The organism is Jeotgalibacillus alimentarius (assembly GCF_000829445.1).
Lineage (GTDB): Bacteria > Bacillota > Bacilli > Bacillales > Jeotgalibacillaceae > Jeotgalibacillus > Jeotgalibacillus alimentarius.
Genome location: NZ_JXRQ01000017.1, coordinates 365,039 through 384,184, shown reverse-complemented (window position 1 = coordinate 384,184; position 19,146 = coordinate 365,039). Strand labels below are relative to the sequence as shown.

Genomic DNA, 19,146 nt, shown 5'->3' with positions numbered 1-19,146 from the left:
AACAAGCTATTCAACGTTATTTTTAAATTCTTCAAGCCAATTAATCTGCTGATCGCTAAGTTCCATCTGCTCCAGCAAATCAGGTCGCCTTGTGAAGGTTCTATAGAGTGATTCTTTCATTCTCCAGTCATCAATCTTAGCATGATTTCCTGACAGGAGAACTTCCGGAACCTTCATCCCCTCGTAATCTGCCGGCCGCGTATAATGCGGATGTTCAAGCAATCCACTCGAGAAAGAATCTTTCACAGCAGATTCCTCATTCCCCAGCACTTCAGGGAGCAGTCTGACTACGCTGTCAGTCACCACCATGGCCCCAAGCTCTCCTCCTGTCAGGACGAAGTCACCTATAGAGATCTCATCTGTCACCAGATGTTCCCTGATACGCTCGTCATATCCTTCATAATGACCGCAGATAAAAATCAGGTGATCTTCCCCTGCAAGCTCTTCGGCTTTCTTCTGATTGAATCTCTCACCCTGGGGGCACATCAGAATCACACGCGGAGCGTAAGACGTTTTTTCAGTCAGATGACGCACAGCCTGAAAAATCGGTTCGGGCTTTAACACCATTCCGGCACCGCCGCCATAAGGATAGTCATCCACTGAATTGTGCTTATTACCAGCGAACTGTCTGAAGTCAGTAACGTTGTATTCCACTGCACCTTTTTCTACTGCTTTTTTTAAGATTGATTCTCCAAAAACCCCTTCAAACATTGAAGGGAATAATGATAGAATATCTATCTTCATTCGAGCAGCCCCTCCATTACATGGATAAGTATTTTCTTATCAGCAATGTTCACTTCTTTAACGACAGATTCAATATATGGTATAAGGATATCTTTTCCGCTCTCAGGCTTAACCACCCATACATCATTCGCACCGGGTGAGAGGATTTCAGTAACCTTACCAAGAAGTGCGCCTTCCTCAGTAAATACTTCGCAGCCAATTACTTCATGGTAATAAAACTCATCTTCGTCCAGTTCATTTAATTGGTCAGCAGACACTTTCAGCAATGCTTCCCTGAATGGTTCAACCAGATTTACATTGTCATACCCTGCAAACGTCAAGAGATCAAAGTTTTTATGTCTGCGGTAGGATGATACAGTCAGCTGAACCGGATCCTTACCTGCCTGGAATAAGTGCAGCGTACTGCCTTTTTGATATCTTTCTTCAGGAAAATCAGTACTTGATATGACTCTGACTTCCCCTTTTATTCCATGGGTGTTTACGATTTTGCCTACATCGTACCATTCCATCATTACCACCCCTGACGGATTTCTTTAACCATACCGTCTTCAAGCACGATCACAGGCTTTTGATCAGGATGCCAGATGCTTCCCTGGTCAAGTTCCACAAGCATGTCTGTCTCTCTCAGCGTATATTCAGTACCCATTGGCATTTCATCAATTGTCTTGTGCTGAGCCTCTGTCTGAGCCATCAGCTGTTTTCTTTTATTGATTTCCTGGTTAATGCGGTTTTTTACGGCATCTGAAGATTGTTCAAATTGTTTTTCAAGCTTCTTCTGCTGAAAAATAAGCTGTTCAATCTCTTTTTGTGCGCGCTCTGATTTTTGTGTCAGGGAATCCTTCAGACGCTTCTTAGAAGAGTTCGTCATGATTTCCTTCACAATTACTTTTTGAGTTACCTGCATGATCTGCACCCCTTTAGAAAGTTAAGCTGGTTGTTGCCCCCCGACTATTACGGGAACCAGCATCTGTTCAATAAGACTATATACTTTAAGAATAGCTCTGTTAAAGGTGGCTGTTGATTTCCGCTGCAGGGGGAACGCTTTCCGCAGGGCGTGCGGTAAGCCTCCTCGGCTTCGCCTGCGGGGTCTCACCTGTCACGCTTCTCCTGCTGGAGTCGTCCCCCTTCCGCTCCAATCAACAGCTGTGCTAAAACAATATTGGGCTTTAACATAGCCGAAAAAATGAATCAGTTTATGATACAGCAAAAGGGAGGACATAGGCCTCCCTTTTTACTTATCAACTATTTCAATCACGGTCTTTTTCTTTGACCCGCTCTCGCCGGCTAAAGAAACAGTACGTATAGCTTTCGCAACTCTGCCTTGCTTGCCAATGACTTTACCCATATCGTCCTGATGGACTGAAAGCTTATAAGAAATTGTTCTGTCAGTTTCCTGCACATCAATTCTTACAGCCTCCGGGTGATCAACGAGTGGCTTGACAATCGTTTCGATAAGCTCTTTCACGTCTCTTACTTACCGCTCTTTGAGTTATGGAATTTCTCCATAATGCCTTCGTTAGAAAGAAGGTTACGTACTGTGTCAGACGGCTTAGCGCCATTACCCATCCACTTAAGGATCGCTTCTTCATTGATTTCTACAACTGCAGGGTTTGCAACCGGGTTGTAAGTTCCTACTGTTTCAATGAAACGTCCATCACGTGGTGAACGAGAATCTGCTACTACAATACGATAGAAAGGAGACTTTTTAGCTCCCATACGCTTTAAACGAATTTTTACTGCCATGTTATTGCACCTCCGAATAGTTTCACACAAGATAGTATAATATCAAGGGTTTCTCCCTTTGTAAAGTCTTTTTTCTTAACACACTAAAATTTTTCTGTTAAAACGCTGTTACTGCATGAATGGGAAGTTGAATCCACCGCGTTTTTTGCCTTTTGCCTGCGCGTTTGTCATCTGCTTCATCATTTTTTTCATTTCTTCAAACTGCTTAAGCAGACGGTTGATCTCCTGGATCGGTCTTCCGCTGCCCCGGGCGATTCTCTTTCTTCTGCTGGCATTAATAATTTCGGGCTGTTCTTTTTCCTGAGCCGTCATCGACTGGATAATTGCTTCAACATGACCGAGCTGTTTACCATCAACATCGATGTTATCAAGCCCTTTCATCTTGTTTGCACCCGGAATCATCTTCAGCAGTTCATCAAGAGGGCCCATTTGCTTTACCTGTCCAAGCTGATCAAGAAAATCATCGAGAGTGAATGAAGCGGTGCGGAGTTTTTTCTCCATCTCTTTCGCCTTATCCTCATCCACATTCGTCTGTGCTTTTTCGATCAGGGATAGCATATCACCCATCCCGAGAATTCTTGATGCCATTCTTTCAGGGTGGAACGGTTCGAGCGCATCCATTTTTTCACCCATCCCGGCAAATTTAATCGGTTTACCGGTTACTGAGCGAATAGACAGTGCGGCACCGCCTCGTGTGTCACCGTCAAGCTTCGTGAGCACTACGCCTGTTACGCCGAGCGCGTCATCGAAGTTTTGTGCGACTGTGACAGCATCCTGACCTGTCATGGAATCTACAACAAGGAAAATTTCATCTGGGTCAGAAAGCTCCTTGATCTGTTTTAATTCATCCATCAGCGTCTCATCTACGTGCAGACGACCTGCTGTATCAATCAGCACATAATCATGGTGTTCTTCCTTTGCTTTTTCAATCCCTGCTTTAGCGATTTCAACCGGACTGACCTGGTCTCCCATCGAAAAAACAGGCAGACTGAGCTGTTTTCCAATCGTCTCAAGCTGCTTGATCGCAGCAGGACGGTAAATATCAGCAGCAACTAAAAGCGGCTTCCGGTTATGCTTTTTACGCAGAAGACTGGCAAGCTTACCGGAAGTAGTGGTTTTACCTGCACCCTGCAGCCCGACCATCATAATCACAGTAGGCGGTTTTTTAGCTACAGCAATCTGGCTCTGCTCCCCGCCCATGAGTTCTGTGAGTTCTTCTTTTACTACTTTGATGACCTGCTGTCCGGGCGTAAGACTTTTCATGACTTCCTGCCCTACTGCACGCTCGCTCACCTGTTTAACGAAGTTTTTGACAACTTTAAAGTTAACATCGGCTTCTAAAAGAGCGAGACGGACTTCACGCATCATTTCTTTTACATCTGCTTCGCTCACTTTGCCTTTCCCGCGGATCTTTTGGATGGAACCCTGCAGACGATCGGCTAATCCTTCAAATGCCATAAATGGAAAGCCTCCTATTCCAATTCCTCAAGCGTGTCAATGATTGAGAGAAGCTCTGCCTGCTCATTTGCAGCAGCCTTCAACTGTTCGATCACTTTTGTGCGCTCCTGGAACTTTTGAAATAACAATAATTTAGACTCATACTCCTCAAGCATAGCTTCTGTTCTTCTGATATTGTCATAAACCGCCTGACGGCTGACATCATACTCTTCCGCTATTTCGCCGAGTGAGTAATCATCAAGATAATATAGAGACATGTAGCTCCGCTGTTTAGGCGTTAACAACATTTGATAAAAATCATAGAGAAAGTTTACTCTTGTTGTCTTTTCGAGCATCACATATCCCCCTTTGTTAAGTGAAAAGCCTTTACACTAAAAATCATACAGATTACAGGCCTCTGTGTCAACCCGTAAACCTTTACTCTTCTTCTTCAATCAATTCTTCTTTATCAACCAGATCTGAAAACAGGCCGTACACATATTTTTCAGCATTAAACGGCTGCAAATCATCCATTTTTTCACCAAGCCCGACAAATTTAACCGGAATCCCAAGCTCTTTTTTAATCGCCAGTACAATTCCGCCTTTAGCTGTTCCGTCAAGCTTTGTCAGTACGATACCGGATACATTGGTTGCCTCTTTAAATATTTTCGCCTGTGTCATTGCGTTCTGTCCAGTTGTTGCATCAAGTGCAAGCAGCACTTCATGCGGCGCGCCCGGGATTTCCCTTTCAATGACACGCTTTACTTTCTCAAGCTCTTTCATCAAGTTTACTTTATTTTGCAGTCTGCCTGCTGTATCACAAATCAGTACATCTGCTTTTTTCGCCCGCGCAGACTGAACAGCGTCATACATCACAGCAGCGGGATCAGACCCTTCGCTGTGTTTGATCGTATCCACACCTACACGGTCCCCCCATACTTCAAGCTGCTCAATGGCTCCGGCCCGGAACGTGTCCCCTGCTGCTAAGACAACCTTTTTGCCATCTTCCTTGAACTGATGTGCAAGCTTTCCGATTGTTGTCGTCTTCCCTACACCATTGACACCTACAAAAAGAATGACGGTCAAATCATCCTCCTGCATATTCAACAATTCATCAGGCTCTTCCCCGTCATAATAGATGTCAACCAGCTTTTGAGAAATCACGCTGCGAATGCCTTCTGTATCTTTAATGTTCTGTCTTTTCACTTCCATTTTCAGCTCTTCAACAAGCTCCATCACTGTATCAAAGCCGACGTCTGCCTGAATCATGATTTCTTCAAGTTCTTCGAAGAAATCTTCATCTACAGTTCTGTAGTTAGCTACCAGATCGTTTAATCGTGACGTAAAGCTGTTTCTCGTCTTTGACAGCCCATCTTTATATTTATCAGTTGCCGTATCCTGAGTTGTAAATTTTTCTTTCAGCTTCTTAAAAAAACTCATGCCCGTGTCCCCTTTAATTCATATTTGTCTGTTCTTCAAGCTTAACAGAAACAAGCTTGGATACACCTGATTCCTGCATCGTAACACCATATAGAACGTCTGCACCTTCCATTGTTCCTTTCCGGTGTGTAATCACGATAAACTGTGACTGTTCACTGAATTGGTTCAGATAATCACTGAACCGCTGTACATTCGCTTCATCAAGAGCCGCTTCGACTTCATCAAGAATACAAAACGGCACAGGACGTACATGAAGAATGGAAAAAAGCAGTGCGATTGCTGTCAGTGCGCGCTCCCCGCCCGAGAGCAGACTTAAGTTCTGCAGTTTCTTACCGGGAGGCTGCGCGACAATATCAATCCCTGTTAAAAGCATATCTGCAGGGTCTGTCAGCTTTAATTCAGCATAACCGCCTCCAAACAGTTTTTTAAATACCGTTGAAAAATGACTTTTCACCTGTTCAAATGTTTCACTGAACCTTCTCGACATTTCACCGTCCATTTCTTCGATGACTGCCATCAGATTGTCTTTGGCCTCAAGCAGGTCGTTTTGCTGATCAAGAAGAAACTCATAGCGTTCTGATACGCGGTCATATTCTTCTATCGCACCAATATTAACAGGCCCAAGCTCACTAATTGAGAGCTTGATCAGCTTCACTTTTGATCTTGCTTCATCCGGGGCAAGTTCAAGTGGAAACTGTTCTTTGGCTGCATGGAATGATAATTCATACTCTTCACTTAGTCTATTGAGTCTGAAATCAATTTCTGATGACAGTCTGCCTGTTCTCAGCTTCAGATCATTTATTTCTTCAAGCAGTCCCTGATGAATTCTGCTGGATTCTTTGTAGGAAGACGTTAATTCATTCAGCTCTCTTTCAAGTGCTTCCCGCTTATTTTTCGTTTCCTGCAATTTTTTCGACAGCGTTAAGCTCTCGTCCTGCTTCTGTTGAATCTGGCTCTCAAGCAGGTCTGCAAGACCTTCACCTGATGACATCTCATCGGTCAGCCATTTCAGATCTTCAAGCGCCAGTTCAAACTTTTCTTTCGTTTCAGCGTTCAGCTGAACAAGTTCCTTCAATTCCCTTTTCACTTGAGAGAACTTTTCTTCAGCAACTGCAAGCTTAGCCTGAAGAGCAGACCTCGCTTCAAGCCTGTCAGCTCTTGACGTTTGCTCAGTCTCACGCTGTCCGGTCAGCTCTTTTATTTTAAGATCCAGTGCCGCAATCAGCTTTTCAGCCACAGCTGTCTGTCTCTTTAAATCTGCTGCTTTTTGTTCATAGGAGCCTTCGACAGTTTTCAGTTCAGCCATTTCAAGGTCATAAAGCTTCAGCTGCTCATCAGCTTGTCTGATCGCTGTTTCAACTTCCCGGAGATCCGCCTTTAATTCAGCTTCCTTCACCCGAAGCTGTTCACCATTCAAACGCTCCTTTTCCATTACCTGTTCTGCTTCAGCCGCCTGATTTTTCAGGCTCTGTACTTTTTGCTCAAGCTGAATAGCCGTCTCCTCATAGCGCGGAATCTGCTCGCTCAGCTGATCAAGTTCATTTTTTCTTGAGAAAATCGTAGACGTTTTCTTAGCCTGTGATCCCCCGCTCATCGAACCGCCCGGATTCACCACATCTCCATCGAGCGTGACGAGCCGGTATCTGTATTGAAGCATTTTTGCAAGCTCATTTGCGCCTTTTAATGTCTTTACAATTAATACGTGACCGAGCAGATTCTCAATGACGTGACGGTATTTCTCGTCAAATCCAGTCAGTTCCGAAGCCGGACTGATAAAGTCTTCATGTTCTTTCGCACGTTCTATCAATGTTTGCGGCAGTGTTCTCGCCTTAATAACTGACATCGGAAGAAATGTCGCCCGGCCTGCACGGCTTTGCTTCAGGTACTGGATGGCCTGCCTTGCGTCTGCTTCCGATTTAGTCACAACGCTCTGCATCGATGCGCCAAGTGCTGTTTCCACGGCGGTTTCATACTCTTTATTAACATCTATCAGTTCAGCAACGGCGCCTTCAATACCATTTAATACAGTACCCCGGTTTTTCAGTACTTCTTTAACACCCTGATAAAATCCCGAAAACTCTTCTTCCATTGATTCAAGCATTGATTTTCTGGATTTTGAATCGCTGACAAACTGATAAGCTTTATAAAGATTTTTTTCAAGGTCTGACAGTTCACTTCTGACTGTATCTCTTTTATGAAGTGCCTCTTTATATTGCGTAGCAGCTGTTTGCAGATCGGCTGTAATACTGTCTGATTCAGTCATCATTTCCTGATGTTTGTGATTCCATTTTTCCCGTTCTTCAATATATCTGACATTTGCACCAGTCAGTTTTTCAGTCCTCTTCAGTTCCTGATCACGCTGCTGGTTCAGATAATTCAATTCATTCTGAGCAGTTGTTTTGCTGTTTAACGTTTCAAAATAATCATTTTTTGCTTTTTCAAGCTGCTGTTCAATTTCATCAGCTGTCGTGCTGAGCAGACGGTCTGTATCTGCAAGCTGACGTTTGATATCACGGATATCTTCTTTATACGCATCTGCAGCCTGCTCTTTATTGTCCATTTTTTCTTTCAGCTGCTTCAGCTGATTATCAAGGTCTTTTGTTTTTTGTTTCAGCTGGTCTTCATTCTGATCAGCATTCTTCTGACGTTCAATCAGAACTTGACGGCGTCCTTCAAGTTGTTCTGCTTCTTTCGTGACGGTTAAAAGTGCAGATTGAAGATGTTCAGTCTCCTTATCACAGACAGAACGTTCCTGCTGTTTTATATTTAAAGCTTCATCATCCTGCGCCAGCTTTATTTTCAATTTCTGTTCGTGATTGTGAATTCTTTCAAGTTCCGCATTTCCCGCTTCCCATTCAGCTGTCATCTCTTCTGCTTCATAAGCGAGAAGTCCGGATTCTATTTTTTTGAGATCCTCTTTATATGCGAGATATTCCCGCGCTAAAGAAGCCTGCTGTTTCAGCGGCTCTACCTGGGACTCAAGTTCATGAAGGATATCCTGTACGCGAAATAAGTTATCCTGCGTTTCACCAAGTCTCTGATCCGCTTTCTTTCTGCGGTTTTTATATTTTAAAACGCCTGCCGCTTCTTCTAAGATCAGTCTTCTGTCTTCAGGTTTACTGTTAAGAATCTGATCCACTCTTCCCTGACCGATAATAGAGAAAGCTTCTTTTCCGAGACCTGAGTCAATAAAGAGCTCCGTAATATCTTTCAGTCTGCATGAGACACCATTTAACAGGTATTCACTGTCCCCTGAGCGGTAAACCCGTCTCGTCACACTGATCTCAGCGTAATCAAGCGGCAGTGCACCATCCGTATTATCAAGCACAAGTGATACTTCTGCTACATTCAACTTTTTACGGGAGTCACTTCCCGAGAAGATAACATCTTCCATCTTACCGCCACGGAGTGATTTTGCAGATTGCTCTCCAAGCACCCATCTGATCGCTTCTGTAATATTGCTTTTACCGCTGCCGTTTGGACCGACAACTGCTGTCACGCCCGGCACAAAATCAATTTGAACTTTCTCGGCGAATGATTTAAAGCCGAGTATTTCAAGCTGTTTCACATACATTATTTATTCTCCCGGCTTCCTGACTTTTTTAAGTAGAGCAGTGCCTGCTGGGCAGCGTGCTGCTCCGCCTCTTTCTTGGAACGGCCTGTCCCTGATCCGAGGTCTTCATCCCCAAGCAATACTCTCGATACAAACTCCCGGTTATGAGCCGGGCCTTTTTCTTTCAGAATTTCATAATGAAGCGTACCCGAATGGTTACGCTGAATAAACTCCTGAAGCTGGCTCTTATAATCCATCACATGCGAAAAAGCACCGGTATCTACTTTCGGGAAAACAACTTTATCAAGGATCTGTCTGACCGGCTCCATACCCTGATCAAGATACAGCGCGCCGATAAAGGCTTCAAACACGTCAGCTAATAACGCAGGGCGCATCCGGCCCCCGGTTTGTTCTTCTCCCTTACCCAGCAGAATTAAATTACCAAATTCCATTTCATTTGCAAAAATGACCAATGAAGGTTCGCATACGATGGCTGCTCGCAGTTTTGTCATTTCTCCTTCACTCATTGAAGGATACTTTTCGAATAAATAATGCGATACTGACAGTTCAAGAACCGCATCTCCCAGAAATTCAAGCCTTTCATTATCTTCATAAGGTTTTTTCCGGTGCTCATTTACATAAGACGAATGAGTAAATGCTGTCATCATTAATTTATGATTATTGAACTGAATGCCATGTTTCTTTTGAAATTCATTAAATTTCTGTTCTAACTGTTTTGAATATTGCTCTCGTTTATATTTACCCACTCCGACTTCACCTTGCCATTCTTTATTCTTTTCAATTCATGATTAACTGCTTTTTAATTAGGTCTAAAATACAAAAGCTTGGCATGAAAAATCATGCCAAGCGCGCAGAATGGTTCGTCCTGGCTGATTACATTTTGCTTTCTATGTAACTCACTGCATCTCCAACGGTACCAATCTTTTCTGCATCTTCATCAGAAATTTCCATATCAAATTCATCTTCAAGCTCCATTACTAATTCTACTACATCAAGAGAATCAGCACCAAGGTCTTCCTTGAAAGAAGCTTCAAGCTTAACTTCAGATTCATCAACACCTAAACGGTCAACGATGATTTTTGTTACGCGGTCTAATACTTCTGCCATGTTCGTTCACCTCCCTTCAAGTATTATAGTGTAAAACAGCCCTGATTAAAACAGGCTTTTTACATCACCATACCACCATCAATATGAATTGTCTGACCTGTAATATAATCAGCATCATCAGAAGCCAGAAAAACGACTGCTTTTGCAATATCTTCAGGTTTACCGAACCGGTCAAGCGGAATCATCTGTTTCATTGCTTCCTGGATATCCGGTGCGAGTTCGCCGGTCATATCTGTTTCAATAAAGCCAGGTGCAACTGCATTCACATTAATACCCCTTGCAGCCAACTCTTTTGCAGAAGTTTTTGTCAATCCGATGACACCGGCCTTCGAAGCAACATAATTCGCCTGACCTGCGTTACCCATAACACCAACAATTGATGAGACATTAATAATTTTTCCTTTACGCTGTTTCATCATTGGACGTGCTGCTGCTTTTGTCGTAAGGAAAACGCTCTTCAGGTTAATATCCATTACCTGATCCCATTCGTCTTCTTTCATTCGCATCAGAAGGTTATCTTTCGTGATACCTGCATTGTTAACAAGAATATCAATACTGCCAAATTCACTGATCGTTTCCTTCAGCATCGCCTGAACATCATCCGCATTCGATACATCCGCTTTAAATACCAGCGCTTTCGAGCCCGCTGACTCTACTTCTTGAGCTGTCTCTTTCGCTTTTTCCTCGTTACCACTGTAATTTACAACTACGTTTGCACCGTTTTTAGCAAGTTCAATGGCGATTGAACGGCCTATACCGCGTGATGCACCTGTAACAATTGCTGTTTTACCATCAAGTTTCATTATGATTCTCCTTCCAGCTTTATAAGCATTTGATCAAGTGTTTCCTGGTCATATACAGGGTAAACAGCTGCTCTGCGATTCACTTTTTTCACTAACCCTGATAAAACCTTCCCCGGACCTGCCTCGATAAATGTATCTACACCCATGTTAATCAGTTTTTCAATCGTATCTTCCCATAACACAGGAGAATAAAGTTGAGTAACTAGCAGCTTTTCAATTTTTTCCGCTTCAAATACTGCATCTGCTGTTACATTGGCTATGACAGGAACTGATGCGTCAGATATTGAAATATTTTTCAATTCAGCTTCGAACTTTTCTGCTGCCGGTTTCATAAGAGAAGAATGAAACGGTCCACTGACATTTAACGGGAGACATCTTTTTGCACCGCGTTCTTTTGCAAGTGCTGAAGCATCCTCCACTCCTTTAGCAGTACCTGAAATGACGATCTGACCAGGGCAGTTCAGGTTTGCAAGCTGAACTGCTTCCCCGCGTTCAGACACTTCATCTGTTACAGCTTTCAATGCTTCACGATCCATACCGAGTACAGCGGCCATGGCACCTTCACCGTTAGGCACAGCTTCTTCCATCAGTTCACCGCGTTTTCTGACAGTTCTCAGTGCATCTTCAAAAGTTAAGGATTCAGCAGCTACAAGCGCCGAATATTCACCAAGACTGTGGCCTGCCACGTAATCCATATGTATGCCTTTTTCTTTTAACACTTCAAGTATCGCAATACTTGCTGTTAAAAGAGCAGGCTGCGCGTTCACTGTTTTTGTTAAATCTTCTTGGGGTCCCTCCTGCATCAGCTTCACAAAATCTTCCCCTAAAATATCAGCGGCCTGACTGAAGATACCTTCAGCTGCATCAAAATGCTGTGCAATTTCATGCCCCATTCCTACTGCCTGGGCACCCTGACCCGGAAATAATACTGCAATTTTCGCCATCATAAAAACCTCTCTTTACTGATTTAGTGATGCGGAAATTTTCCCGCTGACATCATATTCTGCCATCGTATGAGCCTGTTTAATCGCATTATATACTGCATTCGCATTAGACGAACCGTGCGCTTTAATCACAGGTGCGTTCAGACCGAATAGTCCTGCGCCGCCGTACTCTGTGTAATCAAGCTTGCCTTTTAAGTTTCTGAGATCGTTCTTCACAAGTCCGGCAGCAAGTTTTGTCTTTACAGAAGAGGTAAAGGTTTCTTTTAGCATGCCAAATAGTGCCTGTGCTGTTCCTTCAATCGTTTTCAATACCATGTTTCCAGTAAACCCATCGGTAACAACGACGTCACATACGCCGTTCAACAGGTCTCTTGACTCCACGTTCCCTACAAAGTTCAGTCCTGAATCCTTGAGAAGATCATAAGCCTGTTTTGTTAATTCATTTCCTTTACCTTCTTCAGTACCAATGTTTAATAGTCCGACTGTCGGATTCTTAATCCCTCTGACCTGCTCAGCATAGATGCTGCCCATAACTGCATACTGCAGCAGATGCTCAGGCTTTGCATCAGCATTGGCACCTAGGTCGAGCATCACAAACCCCTGGCCGTCAATGGTCGGCAAAGTTGGTGACAGTGCAGGGCGGTCAATCCCCTTAATTCTCCCGACAATAAAAAGACCTGCAGCCATTAATGCACCTGTATTACCTGCAGATACGCACGCATCAGCTTCCTGGTCTTTTACAGCCTGTGCTGCAAGTACCATCGAAGCATTTTTCTTTCTGCGGACAGCTCTGACAGGTTCGTCAGCTGAGAGAATCATTTCATCTGTATGTATAACCTCAATGTTAGATTCACTATTCAACAGCGGTTTTATTTTTTCTTCATCACCATAAAGTCTGATCGTCAAAGAAGGCTGTTCGGCAGCTGCTTTCACTGCACCTTTAACAATCTCTTCAGGCGCATTGTCTCCGCCCATCGCATCAACTGCAATAATCAAAGTCATTCTCCTCCTTTTTCAGATGAACGATACATATCGAATTCACCTTTAAACACTACTTCTTTTCCTACTGAAGATGTTACTTCCACAGTTGTTCTGCGCCCGTCAGTTTTCACCGCACGCGCTTTTGATACGACCCGCTGTCCTGAACGCACCGGTTTGCAAAATTCGATTGCAGCTTTAGCGGTCAGAGCCAGGTCATCATCTATCAGAGCTACTGCCAATGAATTGGCCTGTGCGAATAAATGGTGCCCCCTTGCAATGCTGTTGCGTTGAAAAACGTGTTCTTTTTGCACGTCAAAGATCGAAATAGCGTAATCATCCAGCTCCACATCGATGATTTCACCGATTACCTCATCAATTGGAAGAGATCGCACCTCGTCCTCAAAAGTCTGTTCAGCCACCGATTTAATCCGTTCTCTCAGTTCAGGTATAGACAATTCCATCCTGTCGAGTCTGATTGTCTGTACGCTGACATCGAAAAACTTTGCAAGTTCATCGTCAGTTACAAATGGATTATCTTCAATTTTTTTGATCAGTTCTGACTGACGCACTTTTTTTATCTTTTTCATTTCATCACCGTCCGATACTAACACTTGGTACTAATAGTAGTATATAAATAAAAAGTCCCTTTTGTAAAGGAAACCGACGGCTGATAGTGATTTGACAAGAATATTAACTGTAATTTAATAAAGAGGCCGGGACAAATGTCCGGGCCTCTGCTTTTACAACCGGTTCACTGCGCTGCAGGCGGTGCTTTCCGGACAGCGGTCGCTGAGCCTCCTCACGCTTTGCGCTGTGGGATCTCAGCTATCCCGCTAATCGTCCCGAAGTCACCGCCTTCCGCTACGTTCACCTCTATATTCAATTAAAATTAAAACTATCTTTATACTTATAGCGGTCCCAGTAACCAGTCAATCTACTCTGTGCTACAGGAAACGCTCTACTCAATCAAGCTTCCCGCCGCTGATCACGCCTTCTGCTTCAAGGTAATTCCTTAACGGTTCATACTCCCCGCTGACCCAGAACGCATCACTTTCAATCAGCTGATGGGCGTCATCTCTTGCTGTTTCAAGCGCTCTGTAATCATGCACCATATCAGCTACTCTGAATTCCGGCATCCCGCTTTGTTTTCTGCCGAAGAAATCTCCGGGACCTCTCAGTTCAAGGTCTTTTTCGCTTAGGACAAAACCGTCATTTGTTTCAGTCATAATTTTCATACGCTCTTTACCGACTTCATTTTTCGGGTCTGCCATCAGAATACAATAGGATTGATCACTGCCACGGCCGACTCTTCCTCTCAGCTGATGAAGTTGTGAGAGGCCGAACCTTTCTGCATCATAGATCAGCATGACTGAAGCGTTTGGCACATTCACCCCAACTTCAACTACTGTAGTGGAAACGAGGATATGAGTTTTATTTTCGGCAAATTGCTTCATGATCGCTTCTTTTTCTTCCGCATGGAGCCGTCCATGCATTAAACCGGCTTCATATCTGCCCGCATAATATTGTGATAGCTGGGTGTGAACATCAATGGCATTTTGCACATCCAGCTTATCCGACTCTTCAATCAACGGACAGATCACATACGCCTGCCTGCCCTCTGCAAGTTCTTTTTCAATAAATCCCAGAATTCTGTTCATCATGTTCTCTTTTACCCAGTATGTTTCAATCGGCTTTCTGCCAGCCGGCATTTCATCAATGATTGATACATCCATCTCTCCGAACACTGTAATCGCAAGTGTCCGGGGAATAGGGGTAGCTGTCATAAATAAGACATCCGGACTTTCACCTTTTTCACGCAGAACACGCCTTTGCTGAACGCCAAACCGGTGCTGTTCATCAGTAATGACAAGGCCTAGCTTTTGAAAGTCAACTTCATCCTGAATCAGGGCATGAGTTCCGATTAGCAGATCAATACCGCCTGATTTCAGCTGCTCAAGCAGTAATTTTCTCTTTTTCCCTTTTACTGAGCTAGTCAGCAGGGCAACATTTACATCAGTATTGGCAAATAAAGAGGACAAGGACTCGGCATGCTGTTCTGCGAGTATTTCAGTCGGCACCATCAGCGCTCCCTGATAGCCGGCAGTAATAACAGCATAGAGTGCAATTGCTGCAACAACTGTTTTACCGGAACCTACATCCCCCTGAAGCAGACGGTTCATTCTGAATGGAGAGGATAAGTCCGAAAAAATTTCCTTCAACACTCTTTTTTGCGCATTTGTAAGAGGGAACGGAAGACTGTCTGTAAATGCCCTCAGCATTTCAGCATCATACTGAAAATGAACGCCCTCAGACTGTTCACGCTCGACCTTTCTTAACCCCTGCATCTTAAGCTGGAAATAGAAAAACTCTTCATAAACAAATCTTCTTCTGGCCTGCTTCATACTTTCAGGTGAAACAGGAAAGTGCATGGAATAAAGAGCTTCTTTACGATCTATTAATTTATATTTCGATAAATGCGTTGCTGGCAGCGTTTCTGACAACAGTGATCCGTATGAATCAAGTGACTGTTTAATCAATTTTCTTAACAGCTTATTCGTCACGTTCCCTTTCAGTGGATAAACCGGTGCAAACAATTCTTCCTGTACACCTTCCCCGAGCTTGTACGTCTGTGCAGTAATGAGCTGGCGCTGCCTGTCCCACTTTCCGGTTACCGTCATTTTGTCGTGGAGGTTCACTTTCTTTTTCAGGTAAGGCTGATTGAAAAAAGTAACCTTCACACTATGAGGGCCGGTCAGCAGTCTGAATGAAAGTCTGGATTTTTTTCGCCCATAAAATTGAAGGGCAGGTTCACTGTGAACACTGCCTTCAACGGTTACACGCTCTTCATGTGCAGCTTCAGAAAGATCTTTCAATCTGAAATCATCATACCTGTACGGAAGATAATTAATGAGATCTGACACTGTTAAAATACCCATGTCAGCAAGCTGGGCCGCCGTCTCTTCACCAACCCCCTGCAGAACTGACACAGGTTTTAGTAATGGATGATCAGGATTTTTTATTAAGAGAGAATCCAAATATTTTCGCCTCCAGCTCCCGGCCGGTTGGTGTAGCTGCCAAGCCGCCCTGGGCTGTTTCACGTAAGGCCACAGGCATTGTCTGGCCGATTTTATACATTGCGTCAATGACTTCATCACATGGAATTTTGCTTGTTACACCTGCAAGTGCCATATCAGCAGCTACCATAGCATTCGCTGCACCCATTGCGTTTCTTTTCACACATGGTACTTCCACTAATCCCGCAACAGGATCACATACAAGTCCAAGCATATTTTTCAGCGTAATCGCCATGGCTTCAGCACACTGCGACGGGGTTCCGCCAGCCATTTCAGTAATCGCTGCCGCGGCCATTCCTGCTGCTGAACCTACCTCTGCCTGACATCCGCCAGCAGCTCCTGAGATGGAGGCATTATTAGCAACGACAAATCCAAATGCACCTGAAGTAAACAGAAATCTGAGTTTTTCTTCCCTTGTCGGATTCAACTTATTCTGAACTGCAAACAACGTGCCAGGCACGACGCCTGCTGAACCTGCAGTAGGTGTTGCACAGATTGTACCCATTGCTGCATTTACTTCATTGGTGGCAACAGCTTTACTGACAGCATCCAGTAAAAGGGTGCCTGACAGTGACTTACCGCTTTCAATATACTTCTGGATCAGTACTGCATCACCGCCAGTCAATCCTGAGTGCGACTTAACGCCCTGCAGCCCTCTTTCAACCGCTTCTTCCATAACAGTCAGATTTCTTTCCATTGTATCGAATACTTCTTCGCGTGTTTTATTACGGACTTCCATTTCCTGTTCAATCATAATATCTGAGATTTTTTTATTATTCGTTTCAGCAAGCTCTACAAGCTCTGCAACGTTTCTGAACATGTTAACCCTCCTGTTTGTAAGCGTTATCACTTTTTTAATCAGTGATTTTTGTAACCTGTGTTACTTCCGGCAGCGCTTTTAATTCATGTAATAATGCATCTTCAACGTTCTGGTCCACTTCAATTGTCATGAGTGCCATTTTCCCGACGTCCTGTCTCGAGACATCCATTTTACCGATATTCATTTTATGTTTTGCAAGTACTGTTGATACAGCCGCTACTGCTCCAAAGCGGTCTTCATGAACAACAAGAATCGCCGGATGATGACCGGTCAGGCTTAATTCAAAGCCATTGAGTTCAATAATTTCAATTTTTCCGCCTCCGATTGAAATACCGACAAGCTCAATATCGCCATCTTTATCACCAAGTCTGATTCTTGCTGTATTAGGATGATCTGTCAGGGATTCTTCTTCACGAATCTTAATACGGATCCCTTTTTCTTTTGCAATCTGCTTTGCTTCGATAATCCGGACATCATCTGTTTCAAAATCCATAAGTCCGCCAATAATGGCAACATCGGTTCCATGCCCTTTATATGTCTTGGCGAAAGATCCGTAAAATGAAATGTTTGCCCACTCAGGTTCTCTGCCAAAAAGCTCTCTGGCCATTTTACCGATTCTAGCTGCACCTGCTGTATGTGAAGATGATGGCCCGATCATAACGGGACCAATAATATCAAAAACACTTTTATATTTCATAGCTGCCCCCTCTTTCATTCAATTTAATGGCACTTCAAAAAAATAGAAGGGCCCCGCCCTTCTATTTTCTCGCGTTTCATCTTAATTTTCAACTTACTCTACAGAAAGAATATATGAATATAACGGCTGTTTGCCATTATGAACTTCTACTTCAACGTCAGGATATGACGATTCGATCAATGCTTCAATTTCAGAAACTTCTTCTTCAGGTGAATCTTCACCGTAAAGCACTGTAACAATTTCGGACTCATCATCGATCATATGCTCAAGCAGCTTTTTAACTGTCTCGAAACGGCTGTTTCCAGATGTGACGATTTTGCTCTCTGCAATGCCCATATGATCATCCTTTTTAATTGTAACGCCGTCAATTGACGTGTCACGGACCGCAAAGGTTACCTGTCCGGTTTTTACGTGCTTTAGCGCATCTGTCATTGTTTCAGCATTCTCATCAAGTTCAGCAGATGGGTTAAAAGCCAGGATAGATGACATGCCCTGCGGTACCGTTTTTGTCGGAATGACGACTGCTTCCATTTCGACAACTTCTGCAGCCTGCTCAGCTGCCATGATAATATTTTTATTGTTCGGCAAAATAATGACACGGTCTGCATTGGATTCTTCGATGGCTTTAACAATATCTTCCGTACTTGGATTCATTGTCTGTCCGCCCTCGATCACACCGGTAGCGCCAATACTCTTGAACAGCTCAGAGATTCCCTCACCCATAGCAACTGTAATAATTGCATATGGCTGTTTCTCAGCAGATTTCTCAGTTTTTTCAGCTGCACGGTGTCCTTCTCCAACGATTCCGGTATGCTGCTCACGCATATTTTCGATTTTCAGATTAATCAGGCTGCCATACAACTGCCCCTGCGAAAGTGCTTTCCCAGGCTCTTCAGTATGAATATGTACTTTAGCCACTTCGTCATCTGAAATTACCAGAAGAGAATCACCAAGTTCACTCAGATCCTCACGAAACTTCATTTCATCATAAGGGTTATCTGAGAGCTTTTTATCTTCAAACTTCACCATAAACTCTGTACAATAACCGAATTCGATATCCTCTGTATTCATAAAGCCCTGCACACCGATGTGATGCTCTGCACTTACAAGCTCGTCCATTGATGGGGCAGAAGGAGTGTCAGAAATCTTTTCACCCTTCAGTTCTGCAAGGAAGCCTTCATAGACATGAACAAGTCCCTGACCGCCACTGTCCACTACACCTACTTCTTTTAATACAGGAAGCAGATCCGGCGTGCGCTTTAGTGAAGCCTTCGCTTCATCAAGCGTAATCTCCATCAGCTTCGTTAGATCTTCTTCTGTTTCTGCAGCTTCAACTGCTTTTCTTGCTGCATCTTTTGCAACTGTCAAAATGGTGCCTTCAACAGGCTTCATTACAGCTTTATATGCTGACACAACACCAGCATCAAGTGCTTCGGCAAATTCTTTTGCATTTAATACTGCTTTTGATTCAACGGATTTCCCAAATCCTCTGAAAAGCTGGGATAAAATCACACCGGAATTTCCACGTGCCCCCATAAGAAGCCCTTTAGAAAGTGCAGTTGACACTTTCCCAAGATGATCTCCAGTATTGTTTTTGACTTCCTTTGACCCTGAAGTCATGGAAAGGTTCATATTTGTTCCTGTATCACCATCGGGTACAGGAAAAACGTTCAGCGCATCGACTGTATCTGCATGATTTGACAGGCTTGCTGCCCCCTGAAGTACCATCGCGGCAAACGTATGGCCGTCTATCTCTTTTCTAATCACAAAACTTTCCTCCTA

19 protein-coding genes are annotated in these 19,146 nt (G+C 43.7%); all 19 read right to left on the bottom strand.

From position 1 onward, the window contains the following. Positions 1 to 6: 6 nt before the first annotated feature. Positions 7 to 744, bottom strand: a complete 738-nt coding sequence (gene trmD, locus KP77_RS09085) for a tRNA (guanosine(37)-N1)-methyltransferase TrmD (protein ID WP_041122377.1) — start codon at positions 742 to 744, stop codon at positions 7 to 9. Next, a complete protein-coding gene (rimM, locus tag KP77_RS09080; RefSeq protein WP_041122376.1) occupies positions 741 to 1,256 on the bottom strand; it encodes a ribosome maturation factor RimM in 516 nt (171 codons plus the stop codon). The genes trmD and rimM overlap by 4 nt, the downstream gene beginning before the upstream one ends. Then, entirely contained in the window at positions 1,256 to 1,648 is a 393-nt protein-coding gene (locus KP77_RS09075) for a YlqD family protein (protein WP_041122375.1), read from the bottom strand. The genes rimM and KP77_RS09075 overlap by 1 nt, the downstream gene beginning before the upstream one ends. A gap of 327 nt (positions 1,649 to 1,975) precedes the next feature. Continuing rightward, positions 1,976 to 2,209, bottom strand: coding sequence for a KH domain-containing protein (locus KP77_RS09070; RefSeq protein ID WP_041122374.1), 234 nt, complete (start codon positions 2,207 to 2,209; stop codon positions 1,976 to 1,978). Between the two features lie 5 nt (positions 2,210 to 2,214). Beyond that, positions 2,215 to 2,487 (bottom strand): 30S ribosomal protein S16, encoded by a 273-nt coding sequence (gene rpsP / locus KP77_RS09065; protein ID WP_041122373.1) that lies wholly within the window; start codon positions 2,485 to 2,487, stop codon positions 2,215 to 2,217. A gap of 108 nt (positions 2,488 to 2,595) precedes the next feature. Beyond that, a complete protein-coding gene (ffh, locus tag KP77_RS09060; RefSeq protein ID WP_041122372.1) occupies positions 2,596 to 3,945 on the bottom strand; it encodes a signal recognition particle protein in 1,350 nt (449 codons plus the stop codon). A gap of 14 nt (positions 3,946 to 3,959) precedes the next feature. Next, on the bottom strand, positions 3,960 to 4,280 hold the full coding sequence (locus tag KP77_RS09055) for a putative DNA-binding protein (RefSeq protein WP_041122371.1): 321 nt from the start codon (positions 4,278 to 4,280) through the stop codon (positions 3,960 to 3,962). 82 nt (positions 4,281 to 4,362) lie between these two features. Next, on the bottom strand, positions 4,363 to 5,364 hold the full coding sequence (gene ftsY / locus KP77_RS09050; RefSeq protein ID WP_041122370.1) for a signal recognition particle-docking protein FtsY: 1,002 nt from the start codon (positions 5,362 to 5,364) through the stop codon (positions 4,363 to 4,365). 13 nt (positions 5,365 to 5,377) lie between these two features. Beyond that, positions 5,378 to 8,938 carry a chromosome segregation protein SMC gene (gene smc, locus KP77_RS09045; RefSeq protein WP_041122369.1) on the bottom strand — a complete coding sequence of 1,187 codons (3,561 nt, stop codon included), beginning with the start codon at positions 8,936 to 8,938 and terminating at the stop codon, positions 5,378 to 5,380. Next, a complete protein-coding gene (rnc, locus tag KP77_RS09040; protein ID WP_041122368.1) occupies positions 8,938 to 9,684 on the bottom strand; it encodes a ribonuclease III in 747 nt (248 codons plus the stop codon). The genes smc and rnc overlap by 1 nt, the downstream gene beginning before the upstream one ends. Before the next feature lie 127 nt (positions 9,685 to 9,811). Continuing rightward, complete coding sequence (acpP, locus tag KP77_RS09035) at positions 9,812 to 10,045, bottom strand: acyl carrier protein (RefSeq protein ID WP_039808828.1); 234 nt, start codon at positions 10,043 to 10,045, stop codon at positions 9,812 to 9,814. Positions 10,046 to 10,104: 59 nt separating this feature from the next. Further along, a complete protein-coding gene (fabG, locus tag KP77_RS09030; RefSeq protein ID WP_041122367.1) occupies positions 10,105 to 10,848 on the bottom strand; it encodes a 3-oxoacyl-[acyl-carrier-protein] reductase in 744 nt (247 codons plus the stop codon). Continuing rightward, positions 10,848 to 11,792, bottom strand: a complete 945-nt coding sequence (gene fabD / locus KP77_RS09025) for an ACP S-malonyltransferase (RefSeq protein WP_041122542.1) — start codon at positions 11,790 to 11,792, stop codon at positions 10,848 to 10,850. The genes fabG and fabD overlap by 1 nt, the downstream gene beginning before the upstream one ends. A gap of 15 nt (positions 11,793 to 11,807) precedes the next feature. Next, on the bottom strand, positions 11,808 to 12,788 hold the full coding sequence (gene plsX / locus KP77_RS09020) for a phosphate acyltransferase PlsX (protein WP_041122366.1): 981 nt from the start codon (positions 12,786 to 12,788) through the stop codon (positions 11,808 to 11,810). A 2-nt stretch (positions 12,789 to 12,790) separates the two neighbouring features. Next, positions 12,791 to 13,360, bottom strand: a complete 570-nt coding sequence (fapR, locus tag KP77_RS09015; protein ID WP_041122365.1) for a transcription factor FapR — start codon at positions 13,358 to 13,360, stop codon at positions 12,791 to 12,793. A gap of 375 nt (positions 13,361 to 13,735) precedes the next feature. Beyond that, a complete protein-coding gene (recG, locus tag KP77_RS09010) occupies positions 13,736 to 15,808 on the bottom strand; it encodes an ATP-dependent DNA helicase RecG (RefSeq protein ID WP_235420696.1) in 2,073 nt (690 codons plus the stop codon). Further along, the gene (sdaAA, locus tag KP77_RS18385; protein ID WP_041122364.1) at positions 15,780 to 16,667 is read right to left on the bottom strand and encodes an L-serine ammonia-lyase, iron-sulfur-dependent, subunit alpha; all 888 of its coding nucleotides are present in this window, start codon (positions 16,665 to 16,667) and stop codon (positions 15,780 to 15,782) included. Before sdaAA ends, recG begins: the two co-directional genes overlap by 29 nt. Before the next feature lie 34 nt (positions 16,668 to 16,701). Further along, complete coding sequence (gene sdaAB, locus KP77_RS09000; protein WP_041122363.1) at positions 16,702 to 17,364, bottom strand: L-serine ammonia-lyase, iron-sulfur-dependent subunit beta; 663 nt, start codon at positions 17,362 to 17,364, stop codon at positions 16,702 to 16,704. 93 nt (positions 17,365 to 17,457) lie between these two features. Continuing rightward, entirely contained in the window at positions 17,458 to 19,131 is a 1,674-nt protein-coding gene (locus KP77_RS08995) for a DAK2 domain-containing protein (protein ID WP_041122362.1), read from the bottom strand. Between the last annotated feature and the right edge of the window lie 15 nt (positions 19,132 to 19,146).

Coding starts and splice junctions, on each gene's coding strand:
- fapR (WP_041122365.1), bottom strand. CDS start 13,360: ATGAAAAAGATAAAAAAAGTGCGTCAGTCAGAACTGATCAAAAAAATT.
- trmD (WP_041122377.1), bottom strand. CDS start 744: ATGAAGATAGATATTCTATCATTATTCCCTTCAATGTTTGAAGGGGTT.
- KP77_RS09075 (WP_041122375.1), bottom strand. CDS start 1,648: ATGCAGGTAACTCAAAAAGTAATTGTGAAGGAAATCATGACGAACTCT.
- ftsY (WP_041122370.1), bottom strand. CDS start 5,364: ATGAGTTTTTTTAAGAAGCTGAAAGAAAAATTTACAACTCAGGATACG.
- ffh (WP_041122372.1), bottom strand. CDS start 3,945: ATGGCATTTGAAGGATTAGCCGATCGTCTGCAGGGTTCCATCCAAAAG.
- fabD (WP_041122542.1), bottom strand. CDS start 11,792: ATGGCGAAAATTGCAGTATTATTTCCGGGTCAGGGTGCCCAGGCAGTA.
- sdaAB (WP_041122363.1), bottom strand. CDS start 17,364: ATGAAATATAAAAGTGTTTTTGATATTATTGGTCCCGTTATGATCGGG.
- smc (WP_041122369.1), bottom strand. CDS start 8,938: ATGTATGTGAAACAGCTTGAAATACTCGGCTTTAAATCATTCGCCGAG.
- sdaAA (WP_041122364.1), bottom strand. CDS start 16,667: ATGTTCAGAAACGTTGCAGAGCTTGTAGAGCTTGCTGAAACGAATAAT.
- rimM (WP_041122376.1), bottom strand. CDS start 1,256: ATGATGGAATGGTACGATGTAGGCAAAATCGTAAACACCCATGGAATA.
- acpP (WP_039808828.1), bottom strand. CDS start 10,045: ATGGCAGAAGTATTAGACCGCGTAACAAAAATCATCGTTGACCGTTTA.
- fabG (WP_041122367.1), bottom strand. CDS start 10,848: ATGAAACTTGATGGTAAAACAGCAATTGTTACAGGTGCATCACGCGGT.
- rpsP (WP_041122373.1), bottom strand. CDS start 2,487: ATGGCAGTAAAAATTCGTTTAAAGCGTATGGGAGCTAAAAAGTCTCCT.
- KP77_RS09055 (WP_041122371.1), bottom strand. CDS start 4,280: ATGCTCGAAAAGACAACAAGAGTAAACTTTCTCTATGATTTTTATCAA.